Origin of the sequence: Pseudarthrobacter oxydans, assembly GCF_030812335.1 — a bacterium.
GTDB lineage: Bacteria > Actinomycetota > Actinomycetes > Actinomycetales > Micrococcaceae > Arthrobacter > Arthrobacter oxydans_B.
Genome location: NZ_JAUSSN010000012.1, coordinates 57,305 through 74,607, shown reverse-complemented (window position 1 = coordinate 74,607; position 17,303 = coordinate 57,305). Strand labels below are relative to the sequence as shown.

Annotated in this window: 17 protein-coding genes and 2 riboswitches; of the genes, 6 read left to right on the top strand and 11 right to left on the bottom strand. The window is 69.1% G+C overall.

Translation table 11 applies throughout. From position 1 onward, the window contains the following. The first annotated feature begins 92 nt into the window (after positions 1-92). The 4 genes from J2W14_RS18205 to J2W14_RS18190 all read left to right on the top strand — a co-directional run bounded on the left by J2W14_RS18205 (position 93) and on the right by J2W14_RS18190 (position 3,278). Positions 93-1,055, top strand: a complete 963-nt coding sequence (locus J2W14_RS18205) for an aminodeoxychorismate lyase (protein WP_307465129.1) — start codon at positions 93-95, stop codon at positions 1,053-1,055. Between the two features lie 158 nt (positions 1,056-1,213). Beyond that, a riboswitch (SAM riboswitch) is annotated at positions 1,214-1,328 on the top strand. Positions 1,329-1,422: 94 nt separating this feature from the next. Next, on the top strand, positions 1,423-1,650 hold the full coding sequence (locus J2W14_RS18200) for a DUF1737 domain-containing protein (protein WP_307465280.1): 228 nt from the start codon (positions 1,423-1,425) through the stop codon (positions 1,648-1,650). Beyond that, a complete protein-coding gene (locus J2W14_RS18195) occupies positions 1,647-2,069 on the top strand; it encodes a rhodanese-like domain-containing protein (RefSeq protein WP_307465127.1) in 423 nt (140 codons plus the stop codon). The genes J2W14_RS18200 and J2W14_RS18195 overlap by 4 nt, the downstream gene beginning before the upstream one ends. Further along, entirely contained in the window at positions 2,070-3,278 is a 1,209-nt protein-coding gene (locus J2W14_RS18190) for an O-succinylhomoserine sulfhydrylase (RefSeq protein WP_307465125.1), read from the top strand. Between the two features lie 15 nt (positions 3,279-3,293). Here the strand turns inward: J2W14_RS18190 and J2W14_RS18185 are convergent, their stop codons facing one another. The 5 genes from J2W14_RS18185 to J2W14_RS18165 all read right to left on the bottom strand — a co-directional run bounded on the left by J2W14_RS18185 (position 3,294) and on the right by J2W14_RS18165 (position 9,416). Next, positions 3,294-4,487: a glutamate--cysteine ligase 2 gene (locus tag J2W14_RS18185; protein WP_307465123.1), complete on the bottom strand. Its 1,194-nt coding sequence runs from the start codon at positions 4,485-4,487 to the stop codon at positions 3,294-3,296. A 123-nt stretch (positions 4,488-4,610) separates the two neighbouring features. Further along, positions 4,611-6,134, bottom strand: a complete 1,524-nt coding sequence (locus tag J2W14_RS18180) for a UDP-N-acetylglucosamine 1-carboxyvinyltransferase (protein ID WP_307465121.1) — start codon at positions 6,132-6,134, stop codon at positions 4,611-4,613. 96 nt (positions 6,135-6,230) lie between these two features. Next, positions 6,231-7,034: an energy-coupling factor transporter transmembrane component T family protein gene (locus J2W14_RS18175; protein WP_307465119.1), complete on the bottom strand. Its 804-nt coding sequence runs from the start codon at positions 7,032-7,034 to the stop codon at positions 6,231-6,233. After that, positions 7,031-8,710 carry an ABC transporter ATP-binding protein gene (locus J2W14_RS18170; protein WP_307465117.1) on the bottom strand — a complete coding sequence of 560 codons (1,680 nt, stop codon included), beginning with the start codon at positions 8,708-8,710 and terminating at the stop codon, positions 7,031-7,033. Before J2W14_RS18170 ends, J2W14_RS18175 begins: the two co-directional genes overlap by 4 nt. A 16-nt stretch (positions 8,711-8,726) precedes the next feature. Continuing rightward, positions 8,727-9,416: an ECF transporter S component gene (locus J2W14_RS18165; RefSeq protein WP_307465116.1), complete on the bottom strand. Its 690-nt coding sequence runs from the start codon at positions 9,414-9,416 to the stop codon at positions 8,727-8,729. A 66-nt stretch (positions 9,417-9,482) separates the two neighbouring features. Next, positions 9,483-9,626: riboswitch (TPP riboswitch) on the bottom strand. 209 nt (positions 9,627-9,835) lie between these two features. On the opposite strand from J2W14_RS18165, the gene J2W14_RS18160 reads away from it, so the two are divergent. Both J2W14_RS18160 and J2W14_RS18155 read left to right on the top strand, forming a co-directional pair. Then, entirely contained in the window at positions 9,836-10,366 is a 531-nt protein-coding gene (locus J2W14_RS18160; protein ID WP_307465114.1) for a heme-degrading domain-containing protein, read from the top strand. 138 nt (positions 10,367-10,504) lie between these two features. Further along, positions 10,505-10,768: a DUF4235 domain-containing protein gene (locus J2W14_RS18155; RefSeq protein ID WP_307465113.1), complete on the top strand. Its 264-nt coding sequence runs from the start codon at positions 10,505-10,507 to the stop codon at positions 10,766-10,768. An 18-nt stretch (positions 10,769-10,786) separates the two neighbouring features. Here the strand turns inward: J2W14_RS18155 and mnhG are convergent, their stop codons facing one another. From mnhG to J2W14_RS18125, 6 genes are read right to left on the bottom strand one after another with little or no spacing between them, the layout of a single operon-like run. Then, positions 10,787-11,203, bottom strand: coding sequence for a monovalent cation/H(+) antiporter subunit G (mnhG, locus tag J2W14_RS18150; protein WP_307465111.1), 417 nt, complete (start codon positions 11,201-11,203; stop codon positions 10,787-10,789). Then, positions 11,193-11,471, bottom strand: a complete 279-nt coding sequence (locus J2W14_RS18145) for a monovalent cation/H+ antiporter complex subunit F (RefSeq protein ID WP_307465109.1) — start codon at positions 11,469-11,471, stop codon at positions 11,193-11,195. The genes mnhG and J2W14_RS18145 overlap by 11 nt, the downstream gene beginning before the upstream one ends. Further along, a complete protein-coding gene (locus J2W14_RS18140; protein ID WP_307465108.1) occupies positions 11,468-12,013 on the bottom strand; it encodes a Na+/H+ antiporter subunit E in 546 nt (181 codons plus the stop codon). Before J2W14_RS18140 ends, J2W14_RS18145 begins: the two co-directional genes overlap by 4 nt. Next, on the bottom strand, positions 12,010-13,623 hold the full coding sequence (locus J2W14_RS18135) for a Na+/H+ antiporter subunit D (RefSeq protein WP_307465105.1): 1,614 nt from the start codon (positions 13,621-13,623) through the stop codon (positions 12,010-12,012). Before J2W14_RS18135 ends, J2W14_RS18140 begins: the two co-directional genes overlap by 4 nt. After that, positions 13,620-14,195, bottom strand: a complete 576-nt coding sequence (locus J2W14_RS18130; RefSeq protein ID WP_307465102.1) for a Na(+)/H(+) antiporter subunit C — start codon at positions 14,193-14,195, stop codon at positions 13,620-13,622. Before J2W14_RS18130 ends, J2W14_RS18135 begins: the two co-directional genes overlap by 4 nt. Next, on the bottom strand, positions 14,192-17,230 hold the full coding sequence (locus J2W14_RS18125) for a Na+/H+ antiporter subunit A (protein WP_307465100.1): 3,039 nt from the start codon (positions 17,228-17,230) through the stop codon (positions 14,192-14,194). The genes J2W14_RS18130 and J2W14_RS18125 overlap by 4 nt, the downstream gene beginning before the upstream one ends. Between the last annotated feature and the right edge of the window lie 73 nt (positions 17,231-17,303).

The window sequence follows — 17,303 nt, the reverse complement described above, 5'->3', positions numbered from 1 at the left end:
GACGAACCCCTCAAGTTCCAGACCCGCGGAACAGTTCCGGAACGGGCAACCGTCAAATCTTATCCCGCAGCCCGCCGCACTAAGCTGAAGCCATGACTTCTCCTGCTGCCGCCCCTGCCCCTGTCCCGGTGCTGGTCTTCCTGGATCCGGCGTTCGACGGCGGCCGGCTGGCCGATGCCACGAAGCCGCAGCTGATGGCGACGGACCAGGGCGCCACCCGCGGCGACGGGGTCTTCGAGTCGCTGCTGGCCGTGGGCGGGCAGCCCCGCAAGCTCCAGGCGCACCTGAACCGGCTGGCCGGGTCCGCCCGGCTGCTGGAGCTGGACATCCCGGCGGAGGAAACCTGGCGCCGGGCCATCGCGACGGCGATCAGCGAATACCGGCGCCGGCACGTGCCGGGCGCCGAAACCGTCGGGGACGACGAACTTGTGGTCAAGCTCCTCGTGACCCGCGGCGTCGAAGGTGCGCCCGGGCCCACCTGCTGGGTCCAGGCCTCCGCCCCCGGACCCGCCGGGAGGCGCCAGCGCGACACCGGGATCGACGTCATCCTGCTGGACCGCGGCTACGACAGCGACATCGGGGAGCGGGCCCCGTGGCTGCTGCTGGGCGCCAAGACCCTGTCCTACGCCGTTAACATGGCCGCGCTGCGCTACGCGCATGCCCAGGGCGCGGACGACGTCATCTTCACCTCCGCGGACGGCCGGGTCCTGGAGGGTCCGACGTCGACCGTGCTGCTCGCGCACGTGGAAACCACCGACGACGGCGCCGGCGGGGTCCGCACCGTCCGGCGGCTCATCACGCCCCAGCTCGACAGCGGGATCCTGCCCGGCACCTCGCAGGGCGCCTTGTTCACTGCAGCGAAGGCCGCCGGCTGGGAGCTGGGCTACGGCCCGCTGGAGCCCCGCGACCTGTACGACGCCGACGCCGTGTGGCTGATCTCCAGCATCCGGCTGCTGGCGCCCGTCAACCACATCGACGGCAAGGAAATCGGCACCCCGGAGCTGCGCCGGCAGCTCACCGCGGAGCTCAACGCGCTGTACGCCACGATCGAGTAGCCGCCCCGCCCCCCCAAGAAAGCAACGCGGGGTCAGATACGGCCCATTCGGGACCCCCGGATGGGCCGTATCTGACCCCGCGTTGTTTGGAGGAGCGTTACTTAACATGACGGCGGCGGCGGTGCGGGCCGGGGCCGCAGGTGTTACGTTTTTTGGTGAGTAATGAGAACCGGCGCCAAGCCCTGACTGGCCGGTCGGCAACCCTCCCTTTCGCGGCGGGGTGCCTCAGGTGAATACTCGGCATATCGACCATTCGAGCTGCAAGCGTGAAAGAAGGAGATCCGTCGTGCCTGACGCGTCCGCCCCCGCTGTCCCCGAAACAGCCCCCGCCCCGACCCCCGCTGTCCCCGGTGCCGCCGAGGAGAGACTGGCGTTCCGCCTGTTCACCGGCCCCGATGACCGCGCCTTCTGCGAGCGTGTCTCGACCGCCCTCGCCGAGGGCTACGTGCTGCACGGCAGCCCGTCCGCCACGTTCAACGGCAGCACCGTCATTGTGGCGCAGGCCGTGGTGCTGCCGGCGGCGATCGCCAGCGCGGATGCCGCCGTCGCCAATGCCGTGGATGACCTCGAGTTCGACGGCGAGGGCCACGCGTGAGTTACGCCGGGGACCTCAGCCCGCACGAGGCCTGGGCCAAGCTGGAGGACGGCGCCATCCTGGTGGACGTCCGCACCGCGGGCGAATGGGCCCACATCGGCGTCCCGGACACCAAGCCGGCGGGCGGAACGCGCAATGACCCGCTCTTCATCCAGTGGAACATGGCCGGCGGCATCCCAAATTCGCGCTTCATAGAACAGCTGAAACAACAGGCCCCCGACGGCGGAAGCACCGAACTGGTCTTCCTGTGCCGTTCGGGCGCCCGGTCCATCGCCGCGGCGATCGCCGCAACGGAGGCCGGGTTCATCTCCTACAACGTCCTTGAGGGCTTCGAAGGCGAGCCGGACCGCTACGGTGAACGCACCGTCAACGGCTGGAAAAACCGCGGCCTGCCCACCACCAACGTCGGAAAGCACTAAGTGACCTTCAACCCTGACGCCACCGGCTGGAGCGCCGACACCCAGGCCGTCCGCGGCGGACTCGACCGCACAGGCTTCCAGGAAACGTCCGAACCGATCTTCCTGAACTCCGGCTTCGTGTACGAATCCGCGGCCGCCGCGGAGCGTGCGTTCACCGGCGAGGACGAGCGCTTCGTCTATTCCCGCTACGGCAACCCCTCGGTGGCCACCTTCCAGGAACGGCTCCGGCTGCTCGAAGGCACGGAGGCCTGCTTCGCCACCGCCTCGGGCATGTCCGCGGTCTTCACTGCCCTCGGGGCCCTGCTGGCCGCCGGCGACCGGGTCGTCGCGGCCCGTTCGCTGTTCGGGTCCTGCTTCGTGATCCTCAACGAAATCCTTCCCCGCTGGGGCGTCGAGACGGTCTTTGTGGACGGCCCGGACCTGGAGCAGTGGCGGTCCGCGCTGTCCGAACCGACGACGGCGGTCTTCTTCGAATCACCGTCGAACCCGATGCAGGAAATCGTGGACATCGCCGCCGTGAGCGACCTGGCGCACGCCGCCGGGGCTACAGTCGTCGTCGACAACGTCTTTGCCACCCCCCTGCTGCAGCGCTGCGGGGAGCTCGGCGCGGACGTGGTCGTGTATTCGGGGACCAAGCACATCGACGGTCAGGGCCGGGTGCTCGGCGGCGCGATCCTGGGCACCAAGGAGTTCATCGAGGGACCGGTCAAGCAGCTCATGCGCCACACCGGCCCGGCGCTCTCCGCGTTCAACGCCTGGGTGCTGACCAAGGGGCTGGAGACCATGGCCCTGCGGGTGAACCACTCCTCTGCGTCCGCGCTGCGGCTGGCCGAATGGCTTGAGGAGCAGCCCGCGGTCAGCTGGGTCAGGTACCCGCTCCTGCCGTCCCACCCGCAGTACGAGCTGGCCGCCCGGCAGATGAAGGCCGGCGGCACCGTGCTGACCTTCGAGCTCTCCCCGTCCGCCGGGCGTTCGGCGAAGGAAGCGGCGTTCGCGCTGCTCGATGCGCTGCGGATCATCGACATCTCCAACAACCTGGGCGATTCCAAATCGCTCATCACCCACCCCTCCACCACAACGCACCGCGCCATGGGGCCCGAGGGCCGGGCGGCGATCGGGCTCACCGACGGCGTCGTGCGCCTCTCGGTGGGTCTCGAGGACCTCGAGGACCTGACCCGCGACCTCGGCCAGGCGCTCAAGCAGGTCTAGGGCTCCGGTCCGCCGTCAGGGCCGGCCGCGGCGGACCCGGCCCAGGGAGGAGCCCTGGTCCGCCGGGTCCCCGGTAACGGTTCCCCGGGTGGTCACCTCGACGGCCCGTTCGACAACGGCGGCGAGCCCGCCGGCGTGGAACGGCTCCCGCTGCAGCTGCGACCCGGTGCCCTCCGCCAGGATCCGGCCGACGCCGGCCCGCACCAGGTCCAGCTCACCCTGCTCCTCCAGCACGGGGGCCACAAAGTCCACCAGCGCGTGGACCACCTCCGCGGCGGGGGCCGGGGTGAAGGTTCCGAAGTCGAGCAGCTGCCCGCCGAGGCCGCAGTTGCTGGCCTGCCAGGCGGCCATCCGCAGCAGGAGCGTCGGCACCGGGGCGGGATCGACGCCGTCGTTCCATTCCCGGGATGCCGACTCGACGAGCGCCCGCACCAGCACGGCGATCAGCGCCGCGTCCTCGGCGCGCAGGCAGACATCGGCGACCCGGATCTCCACGGTGGGATGCTGCCGGCACAGCCGCGCGTCGAAGTAGATCATCCCTTCATCCATCAGGACGCCGCTTTCGATCAGCCGGGTCACCACCCGCCGGTAGACCGGCAGGCTGCCGAAGATCATCGTGGGACCGGACCCCGGCCAGCGGTTCCATGCCTGTGTGCGGTAGCTTTCGAACCCGGTCTCCGCGCCGTTCCAGTAGGGGGAGTTCGCGCTGAGCGCGATCAGCACCGCGAGCTTGTCGCGGATCCGGTCCATCACGGCCACGCCTTCCTCCGGAGACTCCACGAAGGTATGGACGTGCAGGCCGCAGGTCAGCTGGTTCCGGACCGTGAGTCCGAAGCGCTGCTGCATCGTCAGATAGCGCTGGTTCGGCGTCAGGTGCGTGGCGGAGCCGTGCGGCGAGGTGGCGAGGGCGGCGACGCGGCCGCCGTGCACCCGGGCGGCGCGGTCCGCGAGGGCCCGGCCCTCATTGAGCTGCCTGAGCAGTTCGGTGTAGTCCAGGCACGGCCGCGTCTGGGTTTCGATCTGTTCCAGTTTGAGTTCGTAACTGAAATCGGTGCCCACCCCGACGTCATGCAGCTTTGCCGGGTCAACCGGGCCCGCGTCCCGCTTGGGCGGGACCAGGCTGGGCAGCATGACATCGGCGAGGGCAAGCAGCATCCCCGTTTCGGGGTCCACTATCAGCAGTTCTTCCTCCACGCCGAAGGTGCGCATGTCTCTATTGTGCGTCAGGATCCAACGAAACGCGCTACCTCACCGCGGGGTCACTCCGCGCCCATGCGGCGTCTCCGTACGGACGCGGAGTGACCCCGCGTGGCCTGGATTAGTCCAGCGGATTCAGTCTTGGAAGTACTCGATTTTCGCGCCGATGGTGTTGAGCCGCTCGGCCAGGTCCTCGTAGCCGCGCTCGATCACGTAGATGTTGCGCAGTTCCGAGACGCCGCGGGCGGCGAGCATGGCCAGCAGCAGGCAGGCCGCGGGGCGGAGGGCCGGCGGGCAGCCCACCTCGGCCGCGCGCCATTTGGTGGGCCCGTTGACGTAGATCCGATGCGGGTCCAGCAGCTGCACCTGGGCGCCGAGTTTGTTCAGCTCGGTCAGATAGATCGCCCGGTTGTCATAGACCCAGTCGTGGATCATCGTCTGCCCCTGGGCATTCGCGGCGATGACCGCGAAGAAGGGCAGATTGTCGATGTTCAGCCCGGGGAACGGCATGGGGTGGATCTTGTCCTCGGGGGCGTGCAGTTCCGAGGTCCGGGTCGTGACGTCCACCAGCCGGGTGCGCCCGTTCCGGGCCAGGTACTCGCCGGACACCTCCAGCCGCTGGCCCATCTGTTCCAGCGTCGCGAGTTCGATTTCCATGAACTCGATCGGGACGCGCCGGATGGTCACCTCCGAGTTCGTGACGATGCCCGCGGTGATCAGGCTCATCGCCTCGATCGGGTCCTCGGAGGGGAAGTATTCGATGTCGGCATCGACGGCGGGGCGGCCGGTGATCTTCAGCGTGGTGGTCCCCACACCCTCGATCCCGACGCCGAGCATCTGCAGGTAGAAGCAGAGATCCTGCACCATGTAGTTGGGGCTGGCGTTGCGGATGATAGTGGTGCCGCTGCGGTGCGCGGCGGCCATGATGGCGTTTTCGGTGACGGTGTCGCCGCGTTCGCTGAGCACGAAGGAGCGGTCGTTCCCGTCCGACGGCGGCGCCTGCACGGCGTAGAAACCGGCCGTGGCCTCGACGCTGAGGCCGAACTGGCGCAGCGCCTGCATGTGCGGCTGTACGGTGCGGGTGCCGAGGTCGCAGCCGCCGGCGTAGGGCAGCCGGTACTCGCTGGATTCATCCAGGAGCGGGCCCAGCAGCATGATGACACTGCGGGTTCGGCGGGCGGCCTCGACGTCCATCGAATCGAGGTCCAGCACGGCGGGGCGGCGGATCTGCAGGTCGTTGGCGTTGAGCCAGGTGCATTCGACGCCGATGCTGGTCAGCACCTCGACGATCCGGTTGACCTCTTCGATCCGGGCGAGCCGCCGCAGGGTCGTGGTGCCGCGGTTGATCAGGCTGGCGCAGAGCAGGGCGACGCCGGCGTTCTTGCTGCTGTTGACGTCGACGGAGCCGGACAGGGTGCGGCCGCCCTCGACCCGGAGGTGCGTCATGGCCGGCCTGCCCACTTTGACGATGCTGCGGCCGAAAATGGACTCGAGCCGCTGGATCATTTTCAGGCTCAGGTTCTGCTTGCCCTGTTCCATTCGGGCAATCGCGCTCTGGCTGGTTCCCAGCTCGGCGGCGAGCTGCCCCTGGGTCCAGCCTTTCTGGCCACGGGCGTCGCGGAGCAGGGCGCCAACTTCTTCAGCGGTCTCTTGAGTCATACCTAAAAAATATCACCGATGATCTATTCGCGGCGGTAATTCCGGCCGCCATGCCGTTAATCTCACAGGGATACCCGCTCCGTGCGATAACTGCAGCTACTGCCGGGCGAGGAAGACCATGTTCCACGTTCCCGCCGCCAGCGAGGCGGCGACGGCGGCGCCGGCAATCAGCACCCCGCCCAGCAGCACCCAGGCGTCCACGCCGCTGAAGGTCGATTTCCGTGCCCAGGTCCGGTGTGCGCCGCCGAAGCCCCGGGCTTCCATGGTGACCGCGAGCCGGGAGGCGCGCCGGACGGCCTGCACCAGCAGCCCGAAGCTCTGCCCCAGGGTGGCGCGGAGCCGCTGCAGCGGATTCCCGTGGGAGCCCACGCCGCGGGCGCGGCGTGCCATGCCGATTGTCTGCCATTCTTCGGCCATGAGTCCCACGAGCCGCATCGCGGCCAGGGTCCCGAGGACGAAACGGTGCGGCAGTTTCGCCTTCTGCGCGAGGGCATCCGCCAGGTCCGTGGGGTCCGTGCAGCTCATCAGCAGCACCGCCGGCAGCGCGATGGCCAGGCCGCGGATCATGAACCCCACCCCGAGTTCGAGGGAGCCTTCGCTGATGGACCAGATCCTGGCGTCGAGCAGGATGCTCCCGCTGTCGGGGGCCAGGATCGTGGTGCTCCAGCCGCCCAGCGCGGCGGCCAGGATCAGCGGCCACCCGCGCTGCCAGAGCAAGGCGAGGGTCAGCCCGGCCAGCGGCAAAAGCGCCAGCTCGAATGCCAGGGCCACCGAGGCGGACACCCAGTCGATGGACAGGGCCAGCACCATCGTGATGAGCATGACGGCGGTGAATTTCGCCAGCGGGTTGGCCTTGGTCAGCAGGGCATGGTTGCCGCGCAGCGTCAGTTCCTGCCTCATGGCGCGGCCACCTTCCCCGGCTGTAGGGGTCCCGAGTCCCGGTCCGGTTCCCGGTGTTCCGTGGCCCGGAGGCTCAGTTCGGTGCCGCCGAGGACAGCGCTGAATTCGGCATCGTGCGTCACGGACACGACGGCGGTGCCGTCGTCGAGCAGCTCGGAGAGGAAGGATGCCAGCTCGGCCCAGGTGTTGGCGTCCTGGCCGAAGGTGGGTTCGTCCAGGACGAGCACCCGGGGATGGGCGGCGAGGACGGTGGCCACCGACAGGCGCCGCTTTTCTCCGCCCGAGAGCGTGTAGGGATTGGCGTCCACCAGCTCCGTCAGCCGCAGCCGCTCCAGCAGTTCGTCCACACGCTCCTCGCCGCGGCCCAGGTGCCGGGGCCCGAACATCAGCTCGTCGAACACCCGGCCGGTGACGAACTGGTGCTCGGGTTCCTGGAACACGGTGCCGATCCTGGCGATCAGCTGCTGGGCCTTCCACCGGTACGGATCGATACCGGCGCCGGCGCTGAGTTCCACGGTGGCGGAGACCCTGCCGGACACGGGCGCGAGCAGCCCGGCGAGCGTGAGGGCGAAGGTGGACTTCCCCGAGCCGTTGGGCCCGGTGATGGTCAGGGCCTCCCCGGCCCGGACCTGGGCCGTGATGCCGGACTGCACGGGCTTGGGCGGGATGGGACGGAAACCGCCGCGGGGACCGGACCGCCGCGGGCGTTCGCGGGAAACGGCCAGGGCCTCCGCGGCCAGCAGCAGCCCCGCGGTGCCGGCGCCGGGGGCGGTCCCTGCGGATGCCCCGGAGGCCCCGGATGCGCCCGAGACGCTGGCGTCCCGGGTGCCGCCGCCGCGCGCGCGGGTCGGGGGCACGTAGCCCGGCACCCAGACGCCCGCTGCGGTGAGCATGTCCCGTGCCTGCGCCAGGACCTGGTCCGGCGGCCCGTCGATCAGCACAGCGGAGTCCGTGGCCGAGCCGGGCTGCAGCACCACGATTCGGTCCACGAGGTCCTTCCAGACCGAGACCCGGTGCTCCACCACCACCAGGGTGGCGCCGGTTTTGTCCAGGCAGCGGCCGACGGCGTCGCGGACCTCCAGCACCCCGGCGGGATCGAGGTTGGCGGTGGGTTCGTCGAGCAGGATCAGCCCGGGGCGCATCGCCAGGATGCCGGCGAGCGCCAGGCGCTGCTTCTGCCCGCCGGAGAGCGACGACGTCGGGTGGTCCAGCGGCAGCCGTCCCAGCCCGACGTCGTCGAGCGCTTCCGCCACCCGTGACCAGATGTCCGCCGGGGGCACGGAGAGGTTCTCCGCGCCGAAGGCGACGTCGTCGCCGAGGCGCGAGAGCACGACCTGGGTCTCCGGGTCCTGCTGCATCAGCCCGGCCCGGCCGCGCCGGGACCGCGGCGGGGCACCGTCGATCAGCAGGCTGCCGGACTCGTCCGCGTCCTCGGCGTCCGCCGCGGCGCCGCATGCCGGGTCGGCCCCGCCCGCGGAGCTGTCGCCGAGCACCCCGGCCAGGGCGTGGAGCAGCGTGGACTTGCCGGCACCCGAGGGTCCCAGCAGGAGCACGCGCTCCCCGGGCCGGATGTCCAGGTCCAGGCCGCTCACCGCTGGCCGGGACCGGCCGGCGTGCCGCCAGCCCCAGCCGCGGGCGGTGACCGCGGCCGGGCGGACCGTATCGGAGGATGTCATGGTCGGTGTTCGGACGTCAGGAGAAGACCGGCTCCGTGGCGGCCTTGCGGGAGGCAAAGGAACTCAGCACGCCGGTCCTGGCCAGGCCGCGGGTCGCGAGCCAGGACAGCCCGCCGGCGATCACGGCGCCGGAGATCGCGGTGAAAATGATGTACGCGAGCTTGTCGCCGCCGGCGTAGGCGATGTTCCAGCCCCAGGGCATAAACGCATCATTCAGGCCGCAGAACAGGCCCGCCCCGGCACCGGCCAGCAGGGACACCGGCAGGTTGAACTTCTTGTACATAAAGGCGGCGAAGACCAGCTCGGCGCCCAGGCCCTGCAGCAGGCCGGAGATGAGCACCGTGGTGCCGTACTGCGAACCCATGATCAGCTCGCCGGTGGCGGCCACGGCTTCGCAGAACAGTGCGGCGCCCGGTTTGCGGATAATAAGCATGCCCAGCACCGCGGGGATCATCCAGCCGCCGGCGTAGAGCCCGGTGAGCGGCGGGTAGAACGCGTTGACGGGGGCGGAAATGAGGTTGGCGCCCTGGGACCAGGCCCAGAAGATCACGCCGCCGGCCACCGCGATCAACGCGGCCACCACAATGTCCACCACACGCCAGTTCTGGTTGCGCTTGGCGGGCGTCGCGGCAGGTTCGTGGCTGGCAGGTTCGTGCCCGGCAGGTTCGTGCCTTGCAGGTGTGTGCTCGGCTGATGTGTCAGTCATATCGTCCTCCTGAGGAACAGGAGGGGAGAGTGACCCGGGGCCGGCAGCTTCCGCCGCGGCCTCGCGCACTCTGAGAACTCGACTCCCTTGCGCCGGTACTAACCGGATCAGGTTCGAGGGTCTGCGGCTGTCCGCACTCTCAGCGCCCACCTGTGGTTTCCCCGGATTCTTCCGGTGATGCCCGACGGCGGCGCTCCCCTGTCGTATCTAAATATCGCCCTTGTGGGCGTGGACCAGTTTACACCCGTGAGGGGTAGTTTTCCGGGGCCCGCCGTCACAATCCGCCGGCTTCGGCGCCGGTGACCCGCAACGGCCGGCTTGGTAGAGTCGCACACAGCACGGGAACTCCGGACGCCGCGGCCTGCCGGCCACCCGCGGCGGCCACCTAACGGAAGCTGAATCATTTGACCCACTCACCAGTGTCTTCCCCCGACTACGATCCGGACTCCGCGGAACCGCAGCCGCACGGGTCCCTGGGTGCGCTTGTCGGCCGCATCCTCGCCGAAATGGAGGAGCTGCAGTTCGCGTCGTTCAGCAAGGATGACGCCCTGGACCTCGGTCTCCTCCTGGTGGAACTGGGTCGGCAGCGTTCGCACCCGATCGCCATCGATATCACCAAAGGTGAGCAGGTGCTGTTCCACGCGGCGCTGGAGGGAGCCACACCGGACAACGAACGCTGGATCAGGGCCAAGCAGCGCACTGCCGTGCGGTACGAGGTTCCGTCGCTGCTGGTCGGACTCCGGGCCCGGGCCGCCGGGGGAAGGATCGAGGACAACGCCTGGTTCGACCAGCAGGAGTTTGCCGCGCACGGCGGCGCCTTCCCCATCTACCTGCGCGGAACCGGGATGGTCGCCACCGTCACGGTCTCCGGGTTGCCGCAGAAGGCCGACCATGAGCTGGTGGTCGAGGCGCTCTCGGAAATCCTCGGCCGCTCCGGGACGTCAGGCTAGCCCTCCGCGGTTGCCGCCGCTTCGGGGCGTCCGCGCCGCCAGCCGGAGCAGCGGCGGTCCCGCGTCCCTGGCCGAACCGCCCGGCCGGGAACGCTAGGCTAGGGGAAGCCCTGTTTCCTCCCACAAGGAGTCCGAAGAATGAACATCTTCATCAAACTGCTCGGCACCGGCTTCAGCCTGCTCGCCGGCTACGTCGGCACCAAGCTCGTTGACAACATCTGGGAGAAAGCCACCGGCAAACAGCCGCCCAAGGGCCACGACGACGATGTGCCCACCACGCTTCACTCGGCCCTGACCTTCGCGCTGATCTCGGCGGGCGTCAGCGCCATCATCCAGGTCCTCGCCAACCGCGGCACCCAGCGCGCAATTACGCGCTTCGCCAAGTCGCAGGACATCGTTTAGCGCGCATCGCCCTGGCCCTCACCGGCCCGCGGTGGCCTCGTCGCCGTCGTCGTCGGTGAAACCGCGTTTGCCGGCCGCCTGCTGCACCACGGCCTCCAGTTCGTCCGTGCTGAGCAGCTCCGGGTGCAGGTGCTTCGTCCGGTAACCGGCGCGGCCGACCATGTGCGCGGACACCGGCACGGTGAGCAGCTGGAAGATCCACGCCACCACCAGCACCGGCCAGACCCACCAGGTGCGCATCTGCAGGCCCAGCGCGAAGAGCAGCAGGAACAGCCCCAGCACCTGCGGCTTGGTGGCTGCGTGCATCCGGGTCATGAGGTCCGGGAAGCGGAGCAGGCCCACCGCCGCGGCGAGGGACATCAGGGCGCCGACCACCATAAAGACCGCCGAGACGGCGTCGATCACGCTGTCGCCGGAAAATGTCTCAGGATTCACGGGTCTTCTCCCGACGATCGGCAACGAAGCGGGCAACCGTGACGGAGCCGACGAACCCGATGAGGGACACCGCCACCAGCAGCATGAGGTTGTTGAGATGCCGGTTCGCCGCCATGTCGATGCACAGGGCGGCGCCGACGATGGCCAGCAGCACGTCCGCGGCCAGCACCCGGTCCAGCAGCGAGGGGCCCCGAGCGATCCGGATAATCGCGCCTCCGGCGGCGAGGGAGAGCACCACGGCGGTGACGGCCAGGACCAGCTGCATCATGCCGCCACCTCCTGGTTGAGGGCGGACAGTTCGGCTTGGGTGCCCATGATCCTGATCAGTCCCGCTTCCGTGTCGCGGACGTCCTTGCGCAGCCGCGCGGCGTCCTCGGCGTTGCGGACGTTGATGCCGTGGATGTAGAGCGTGGACGTGGAGCGGTCCACCTCCACGACCAGCGATCCGGGGATCAGCGCCGTGATGTGGCCGGTCGCGGTGACCAGCAGGTCGGAGTGGCTCCGCAGCGGGACGGCGACGACGGCGCTGATCACCTTGGGGCCCTTCGCCACGGCCAGGTACAGGACCTGGAAGCTCGCCGCCACCACTTTGGCCAGGAACATCAGGGCGAACGGAACCGCCCGGAGCACGTTGAAGCGCCCGCCGAGTTCCACCGGCGGCAGGTAGAACAGCCGGGCCACCAGGACGGCGATGAGGGCGCCGAAGAGCAGGTTCCCGGGGCTGAAGTCCCGCCAGAGGGCGCCCCAGACGATCACGAGCCACACCAGCAGCGGGAGTTCCTGCCGCAGCGAGATCCGTTTCCGGCTCATTTGGACACCACCCGGGGCTCGGGCTGGGCGATCGCGGGGACCGGCGCGTCCTGGCCGAGGACCGCCTGGATGTACGAGGTCCGGTCCAGCATGTCGACGGCGGACTGGTCCGCCACCTTGAACAGCGGACCGGCGAAGATGGTCAGCCCGACGCCGAAGATGACCAGGCCCAGGGTCGAACCCACCATGGTCCGCGGCAGCAGGGTGACGTTGGTCTTGCCGGCCCGGTCCCCCGTGGCCGAGTCCTCGGGGGCCGCCAGCAGCACCGGATCGGGGTGTTCGGCGTCCTCCGGCTTGCGCCAGAACGCGCGGTTCCAGACGCGGGCGATGGCCAGCAGGGTCAGCAGGCTGGTCAGCACCCCGCCGATCACCAGGGCATAAGCCAGGGGGGTTCCCAGCTGCACCCCGGCCTGCAGCAGCCCGAGCTTGCCCAGGAAACCGGAGAACGGCGGGATGCCGGCCAGGTTCATGGCCGGGACGAAGAACAGCACCGCCAGCATCGGGGACAGCTTCGCGAGCCCGGCGACGCGGTCCATCGAGGAACTGCCGCCGCGGCGTTCAATCAGGCCGGTGACCAGGAACAGGCTGGTCTGGATGGTGATGTGGTGGGCGACGTAGAAGACGGCGGCGCCCAGCCCGGCCACCGAGGACATCGCAAGCCCGAACACCATGTAGCCGATGTGGCTGACCAGGGTGAAGGACAGGAGTCGTTTGATGTCGCTCTGGGCCAGGGCGCCCAGGATCCCCACGATCATGGTCAGCAGCGCGGCGACCATCAGCGGGGTATTAAAGGTGTCCCCCGGGAACAGCAGTGTTTCGGTGCGGACGATCGCGTAGACACCCACCTTGGTGAGCAACCCTGCGAACACCGCCGTGACCGGGGCCGGCGCCGTCGGGTAGGAGTCCGGGAGCCAGAAGGACAGCGGGAAGATAGCCGCCTTGATGCCGAACGCCACAAGCAGCATCACGTGCAGCAGGTTCTGCGTGCCCTGGTCCAGGTCCGCGAGCTTGATGGCGAGGTCGGCCATGTTGATGGTGCCGGTGGCGCCGTAGATCATTGCGATCGCGATCAGGAAGAGCACCGAGGACACCACGGAGACCACCACGTAGGTCACGCCTGCCCTGATCCGCGGCCCCGTCCCGCCGAGGGTCATCAGCACGTAGCTGGCGGTCAGCAGGATCTCGAACCCCACGTACAGGTTGAACAGGTCCCCGGAGAGGAAGGCGTTGGAAACCCCGGCGACCAGGATCAGGTAGGTGGGGTGGAAGATCGACACCGGCGCGTCCCGGTCGCCGTCGGCCATGCCCTGCCCGGTGGCGTAGATCAGCACGGCGAGGCTCACGGAGGAGGAGACCACCAGCATCAGCGAGGAGAACTGGTCCACCACCATCACGATGCCCCACGGCGGGAGCCAGCCGCCGATGTTGACCGCCGCCGTTCCGCCGTTCCAGACGGAGGCCAGCAGCCAGCACTCCAGCAGCAGCGTCAGGGACAGCAGCGCAATGCTCACGGTCCGTTGGGCGCGCGAGTGCCGGATCAGCAGGAAGGTCAGGGCAGCGCCGAGGATGGGAAGGAGGACGGCGAGCGGGGCGAAGCTGGCAATGTTCACTGTCCGCCTCCTTCCTTGGGTGGGGTGACATTCAGGGATCCGGGCTGTTCCTCCGAGGCGGCTTCCCCGGCGTCCAGCTTGCGGCCGGCGACCTTGACGGTGGCCTCGGCCCCGTCGGGAACATCGGACACCGACTGGCCGTCCGAGCCGAGCATGGTCAGCGGGAACTCGGAGGTCTCCACCGGGATCACGGAGTCGTCCTCAAGGTCGAAGCTGGGCGTCTTCGCGACCCGGCGGTCCTCGGCGTCGTCCTGGATCTCATCCTCGCGGGCCAGCACCCAGGTCCGGTAGATGATGCCGAGCATAAACGCCGTGACGGCGAAGGAGATCACGATCGAGGTGAGGATCAGGGCCTGCGGCAGCGGGTCGTTGTACTCCCCGGCGGCGGTGTCCTTGCTGTACATCGGCGCCAGGCCGGCGTAGCCGCCGGTGGCGAGGAGCAGCAGGTTGGTGGCGTTCGCGAGCAGCATCAGGCCCAGCAGGACCCGGGTCAGGCTGCGTTCCAGGATCAGGTAGATGCCGCACGCGTAGAGGGCTCCCATGACCGTCAGCAAAGTCAGGTTGACGCTCATGCTTTACCCCTGGCGGTGGTTTCGGCCGGCATGCCGCCGGCCTCCTGCTCGTCGTCGGACGGTGCGGGCGGGTGTTCCTCGAAGTGTTCGTCGATTTCGGCGCCGAGGCTGCGCAGCACGTCCAGCGCCAGGCCGACCACGACTATGTACACGCCGATGTCGAAAATCGTGGAGGTGACGAACTTGACGTCTCCGAAGACCGGCAGCCAGAACTCGATGATGGCGCTTTGGAATACCTGGCCGCCCAGCAGCAGCGGCACCAGGCCGGAGGCCGCCGCGGTGGCGAGACCGATGCCCAGCAGGGTGCCGGCGCTGATCGGGGTCGCCTCGCGCAGCTCGAAGCGGCCGCCGGCGAGGTAGCGGACGGTGAGCGCCAGCCCGGCCATGAGGCCGCCGGCGAAGCCGCCGCCCGGCGAATTGTGGCCCGCCAGCAGCAGATAGATGGAGAAGACGATCATGGAGTGGAAGACCAGGCGTGTGACGACTTCGAAGATGATCGAACGGCGCTCCGGCGCCAGGGTCCGGCCGGCGACTAGCCAGGCGTCCCGGCTGGAGGCCGCGAACCGGCGGCTCATGGCCAGCGTGGCATCGTCCCGGGCGCTTCCGCGGCCGGCGCCGGGGCGTCGGCGTCCGACGGTGCCCTCGGGCACGGTGGAGGAGGCCCGGATCCCCTCGCCGCGGCCCCGGACGAAGATCAGGCTGGCCACGCCGGTGGCCGCCAGGGCCAGCACCGAGATCTCCCCGAAGGTATCCCAGGCCCGGATGTCCACCAGGGTCACGTTCACAATGTTCAGCCCGCCGCCGCCCTCGTAGGCCAGCTTCGGGAACTCGAGTGAGACGGGCGCGGCCACCCGGGCGCCCAGCGCGAAGATGGCGACGAAGACCATGGTGATGCCGAAGGCGGCGCCGATGATCACCCGCACCACCCGGTACTTCCCGCCGGTCCGGTCGCGCAGTTCGGCCGGAAGGCTGCGCATGGCCAGCACGAAGGCCACCAGGATGATGGATTCCACCAGCATCTGGGTCAGCGCGAGGTCCGGGGCGCCCTGCAGCGCGAACATCAGGGCAATGCCGTAGCCGGTGACGGACACCATCAGCACGGCCAGGAAGCGCTTGTTGGCGCGCACCGCGGCCAGCGCCCCGATCACAATTCCGGCACCCACGACGATCTGCAGCGGGGCGTTGGGGTCGATGAAGTAGAGGTCCTGCGGCAGCGGCTTGTTGGCCAGCACCAGCGCGGTCAGCGGCAGGACGAACGCCACGGTGAGGATGACGGACAGGTAGAAGTACAGCGAACCGCGCTGGGTCCGGCCGGTGATCCAGACCGCGGCGTCGTCGAGCGCGCCGATGGTCAGCTGGTAGGTCCGGTCGCCGTCGATCCAGCCGGGGACCAGCCCCTGGAGCCGGGAGACCGTGTTGCGGCCGTAGAACATGGCCAGGCCGAGGGCGAACGTGACGGCGGTCAGTCCCAGGGCCGGGGTCAGCCCGTGCCACAGCGCAAGGTGCCCGGCGGCGGCCGCCGGGTCCTCGCCGTCGGGCACGAACAGCGCCGCGTACGGCTGGATCCAGCTGTCCACCGGGGCCGGCCACAGTCCGTAGACGATGGTCAGGAGGCTCAGGATGGCGGGGGCGGCCAGGAAGGCCGGTTTGATCGGTTTGAACGGGGTGGTCTCGACGCCGGGCTTGACGGCGAAGGCGCCCCACATGAACCGTGCACTGTAGGCGAAGGTCAGGATGGAGCCCAGGACCACGCCGACCAGGATCACCGTCCCCCACGGGCCGGTAGCGGGGTCGGTGCTGTAGTGGATGAAGGCTTCGAAGACCGATTCCTTCGCGACGAAGCCGGCCAGCGGCGGGATGCCCGCCATCGATGCGGCGCCGATGGCGGCCACGACGGCGAGGGCGCGGGAGGAACGGTAGACCCCCGAGAGCTTGCGGATGTCACGCGTTCCGGCCTGGTGGTCGATGATGCCCACCACGAGGAAGAGCGTGGCCTTGAACAGTCCGTGGGCGAGGAGCAGGGCAATACCGGCCAGCGCCGCGTCGGCTTGGCCGAGCCCCACGACCATGGTCATGAAGCCGAGTTGGCTGACCGTGCCGTAGGCCAGGATGAGCTTGATGTCCGTCTGCCGCAGCGCCCGGTAGCCGCCGACGAGCATCGTGGCGAGGCCGAGGCCGAGCACTACCGGCGGCCAGTACGCGGTGTCCGCGAATCCCGGCGCCAGCCGTGCCACGAGGTAGATGCCGGCCTTCACCATGGCCGCGGCGTGCAGGTAGGCGCTCACCGGGGTGGGGGCCGCCATGGCGCCGGGAAGCCAGAAGTGGAACGGGACCAGCGCCGATTTGGTGATCGCACCGACCAGAATGAGGACGACGGCGGCGCCCACGGCCCCCGCGGCGGGCCCGGCGATGAGGGCCGGCGCCATCTCGAGGATGGTCGAGATCCGGTAGGTCCCGGCGCTGAAGCCGAGGATGATCAGGCCCACCAGCATGGCCAGGCCGCCGGCGGTGGTCACGATGAGGGCCTGCAGGGCCGAGCGCCGCGCCGAGAGCCTGGTCCGGGCGTAGCCGATCAGCAGGTAGGACAGGACCGTGGTGAGTTCCCAGAAGACAAACATCAGGAGCAGGTCATCCGCCGTCACAAGGCCGAACATCACCCCGGCGAAGGCCAGCAGCTGGGCGCCGAATCCGCCGAGGTAGTCGTCCTTGTCCTTGAAGTACCGGGCGCAGTAGACCAGCACCAACGCCCCCACACCGAGGACGAGCAGGGACATGACCCAGGCCAGGGCGTCCATCCGGAAGGCAAGCTCAATTTTCAGCTCGGGAATCCAGGGCAGGACCTCGGAGACACCGGTCCCGGCACCGCCCTGAGCTGCCCCGGCGCCGGAATAGACGGCGCCGTGCTGCAGGAGCAGCCAGACGAACGAGCCCGCGGGCACCGCCGCGAGGGCGTAAAACGAATTCCGGCCGAACTTCCGGAAGAGAAATGGCGCCACAGCAGCCACCGCAAAGTGCACGGCAAGGACTGTGATCACTGGTATCTCCGCAACGTCAGGAATTCGATTGTCAAAAAGTTGGAGCAGGCGGGGCATTCGTTAGGTTCAGTCC

Coding starts and splice junctions, on each gene's coding strand:
- J2W14_RS18205 (WP_307465129.1), top strand. CDS start 93: ATGACTTCTCCTGCTGCCGCCCCTGCCCCTGTCCCGGTGCTGGTCTTC.
- J2W14_RS18185 (WP_307465123.1), bottom strand. CDS start 4,487: ATGCGCACCTTCGGCGTGGAGGAAGAACTGCTGATAGTGGACCCCGAA.
- J2W14_RS18180 (WP_307465121.1), bottom strand. CDS start 6,134: ATGACTCAAGAGACCGCTGAAGAAGTTGGCGCCCTGCTCCGCGACGCC.
- J2W14_RS18175 (WP_307465119.1), bottom strand. CDS start 7,034: ATGAGGCAGGAACTGACGCTGCGCGGCAACCATGCCCTGCTGACCAAG.
- J2W14_RS18170 (WP_307465117.1), bottom strand. CDS start 8,710: ATGACATCCTCCGATACGGTCCGCCCGGCCGCGGTCACCGCCCGCGGC.
- J2W14_RS18165 (WP_307465116.1), bottom strand. CDS start 9,416: ATGACTGACACATCAGCCGAGCACACACCTGCAAGGCACGAACCTGCC.
- J2W14_RS18155 (WP_307465113.1), top strand. CDS start 10,505: ATGAACATCTTCATCAAACTGCTCGGCACCGGCTTCAGCCTGCTCGCC.
- J2W14_RS18145 (WP_307465109.1), bottom strand. CDS start 11,471: ATGATGCAGCTGGTCCTGGCCGTCACCGCCGTGGTGCTCTCCCTCGCC.
- J2W14_RS18140 (WP_307465108.1), bottom strand. CDS start 12,013: ATGAGCCGGAAACGGATCTCGCTGCGGCAGGAACTCCCGCTGCTGGTG.
- J2W14_RS18130 (WP_307465102.1), bottom strand. CDS start 14,195: ATGAGCGTCAACCTGACTTTGCTGACGGTCATGGGAGCCCTCTACGCG.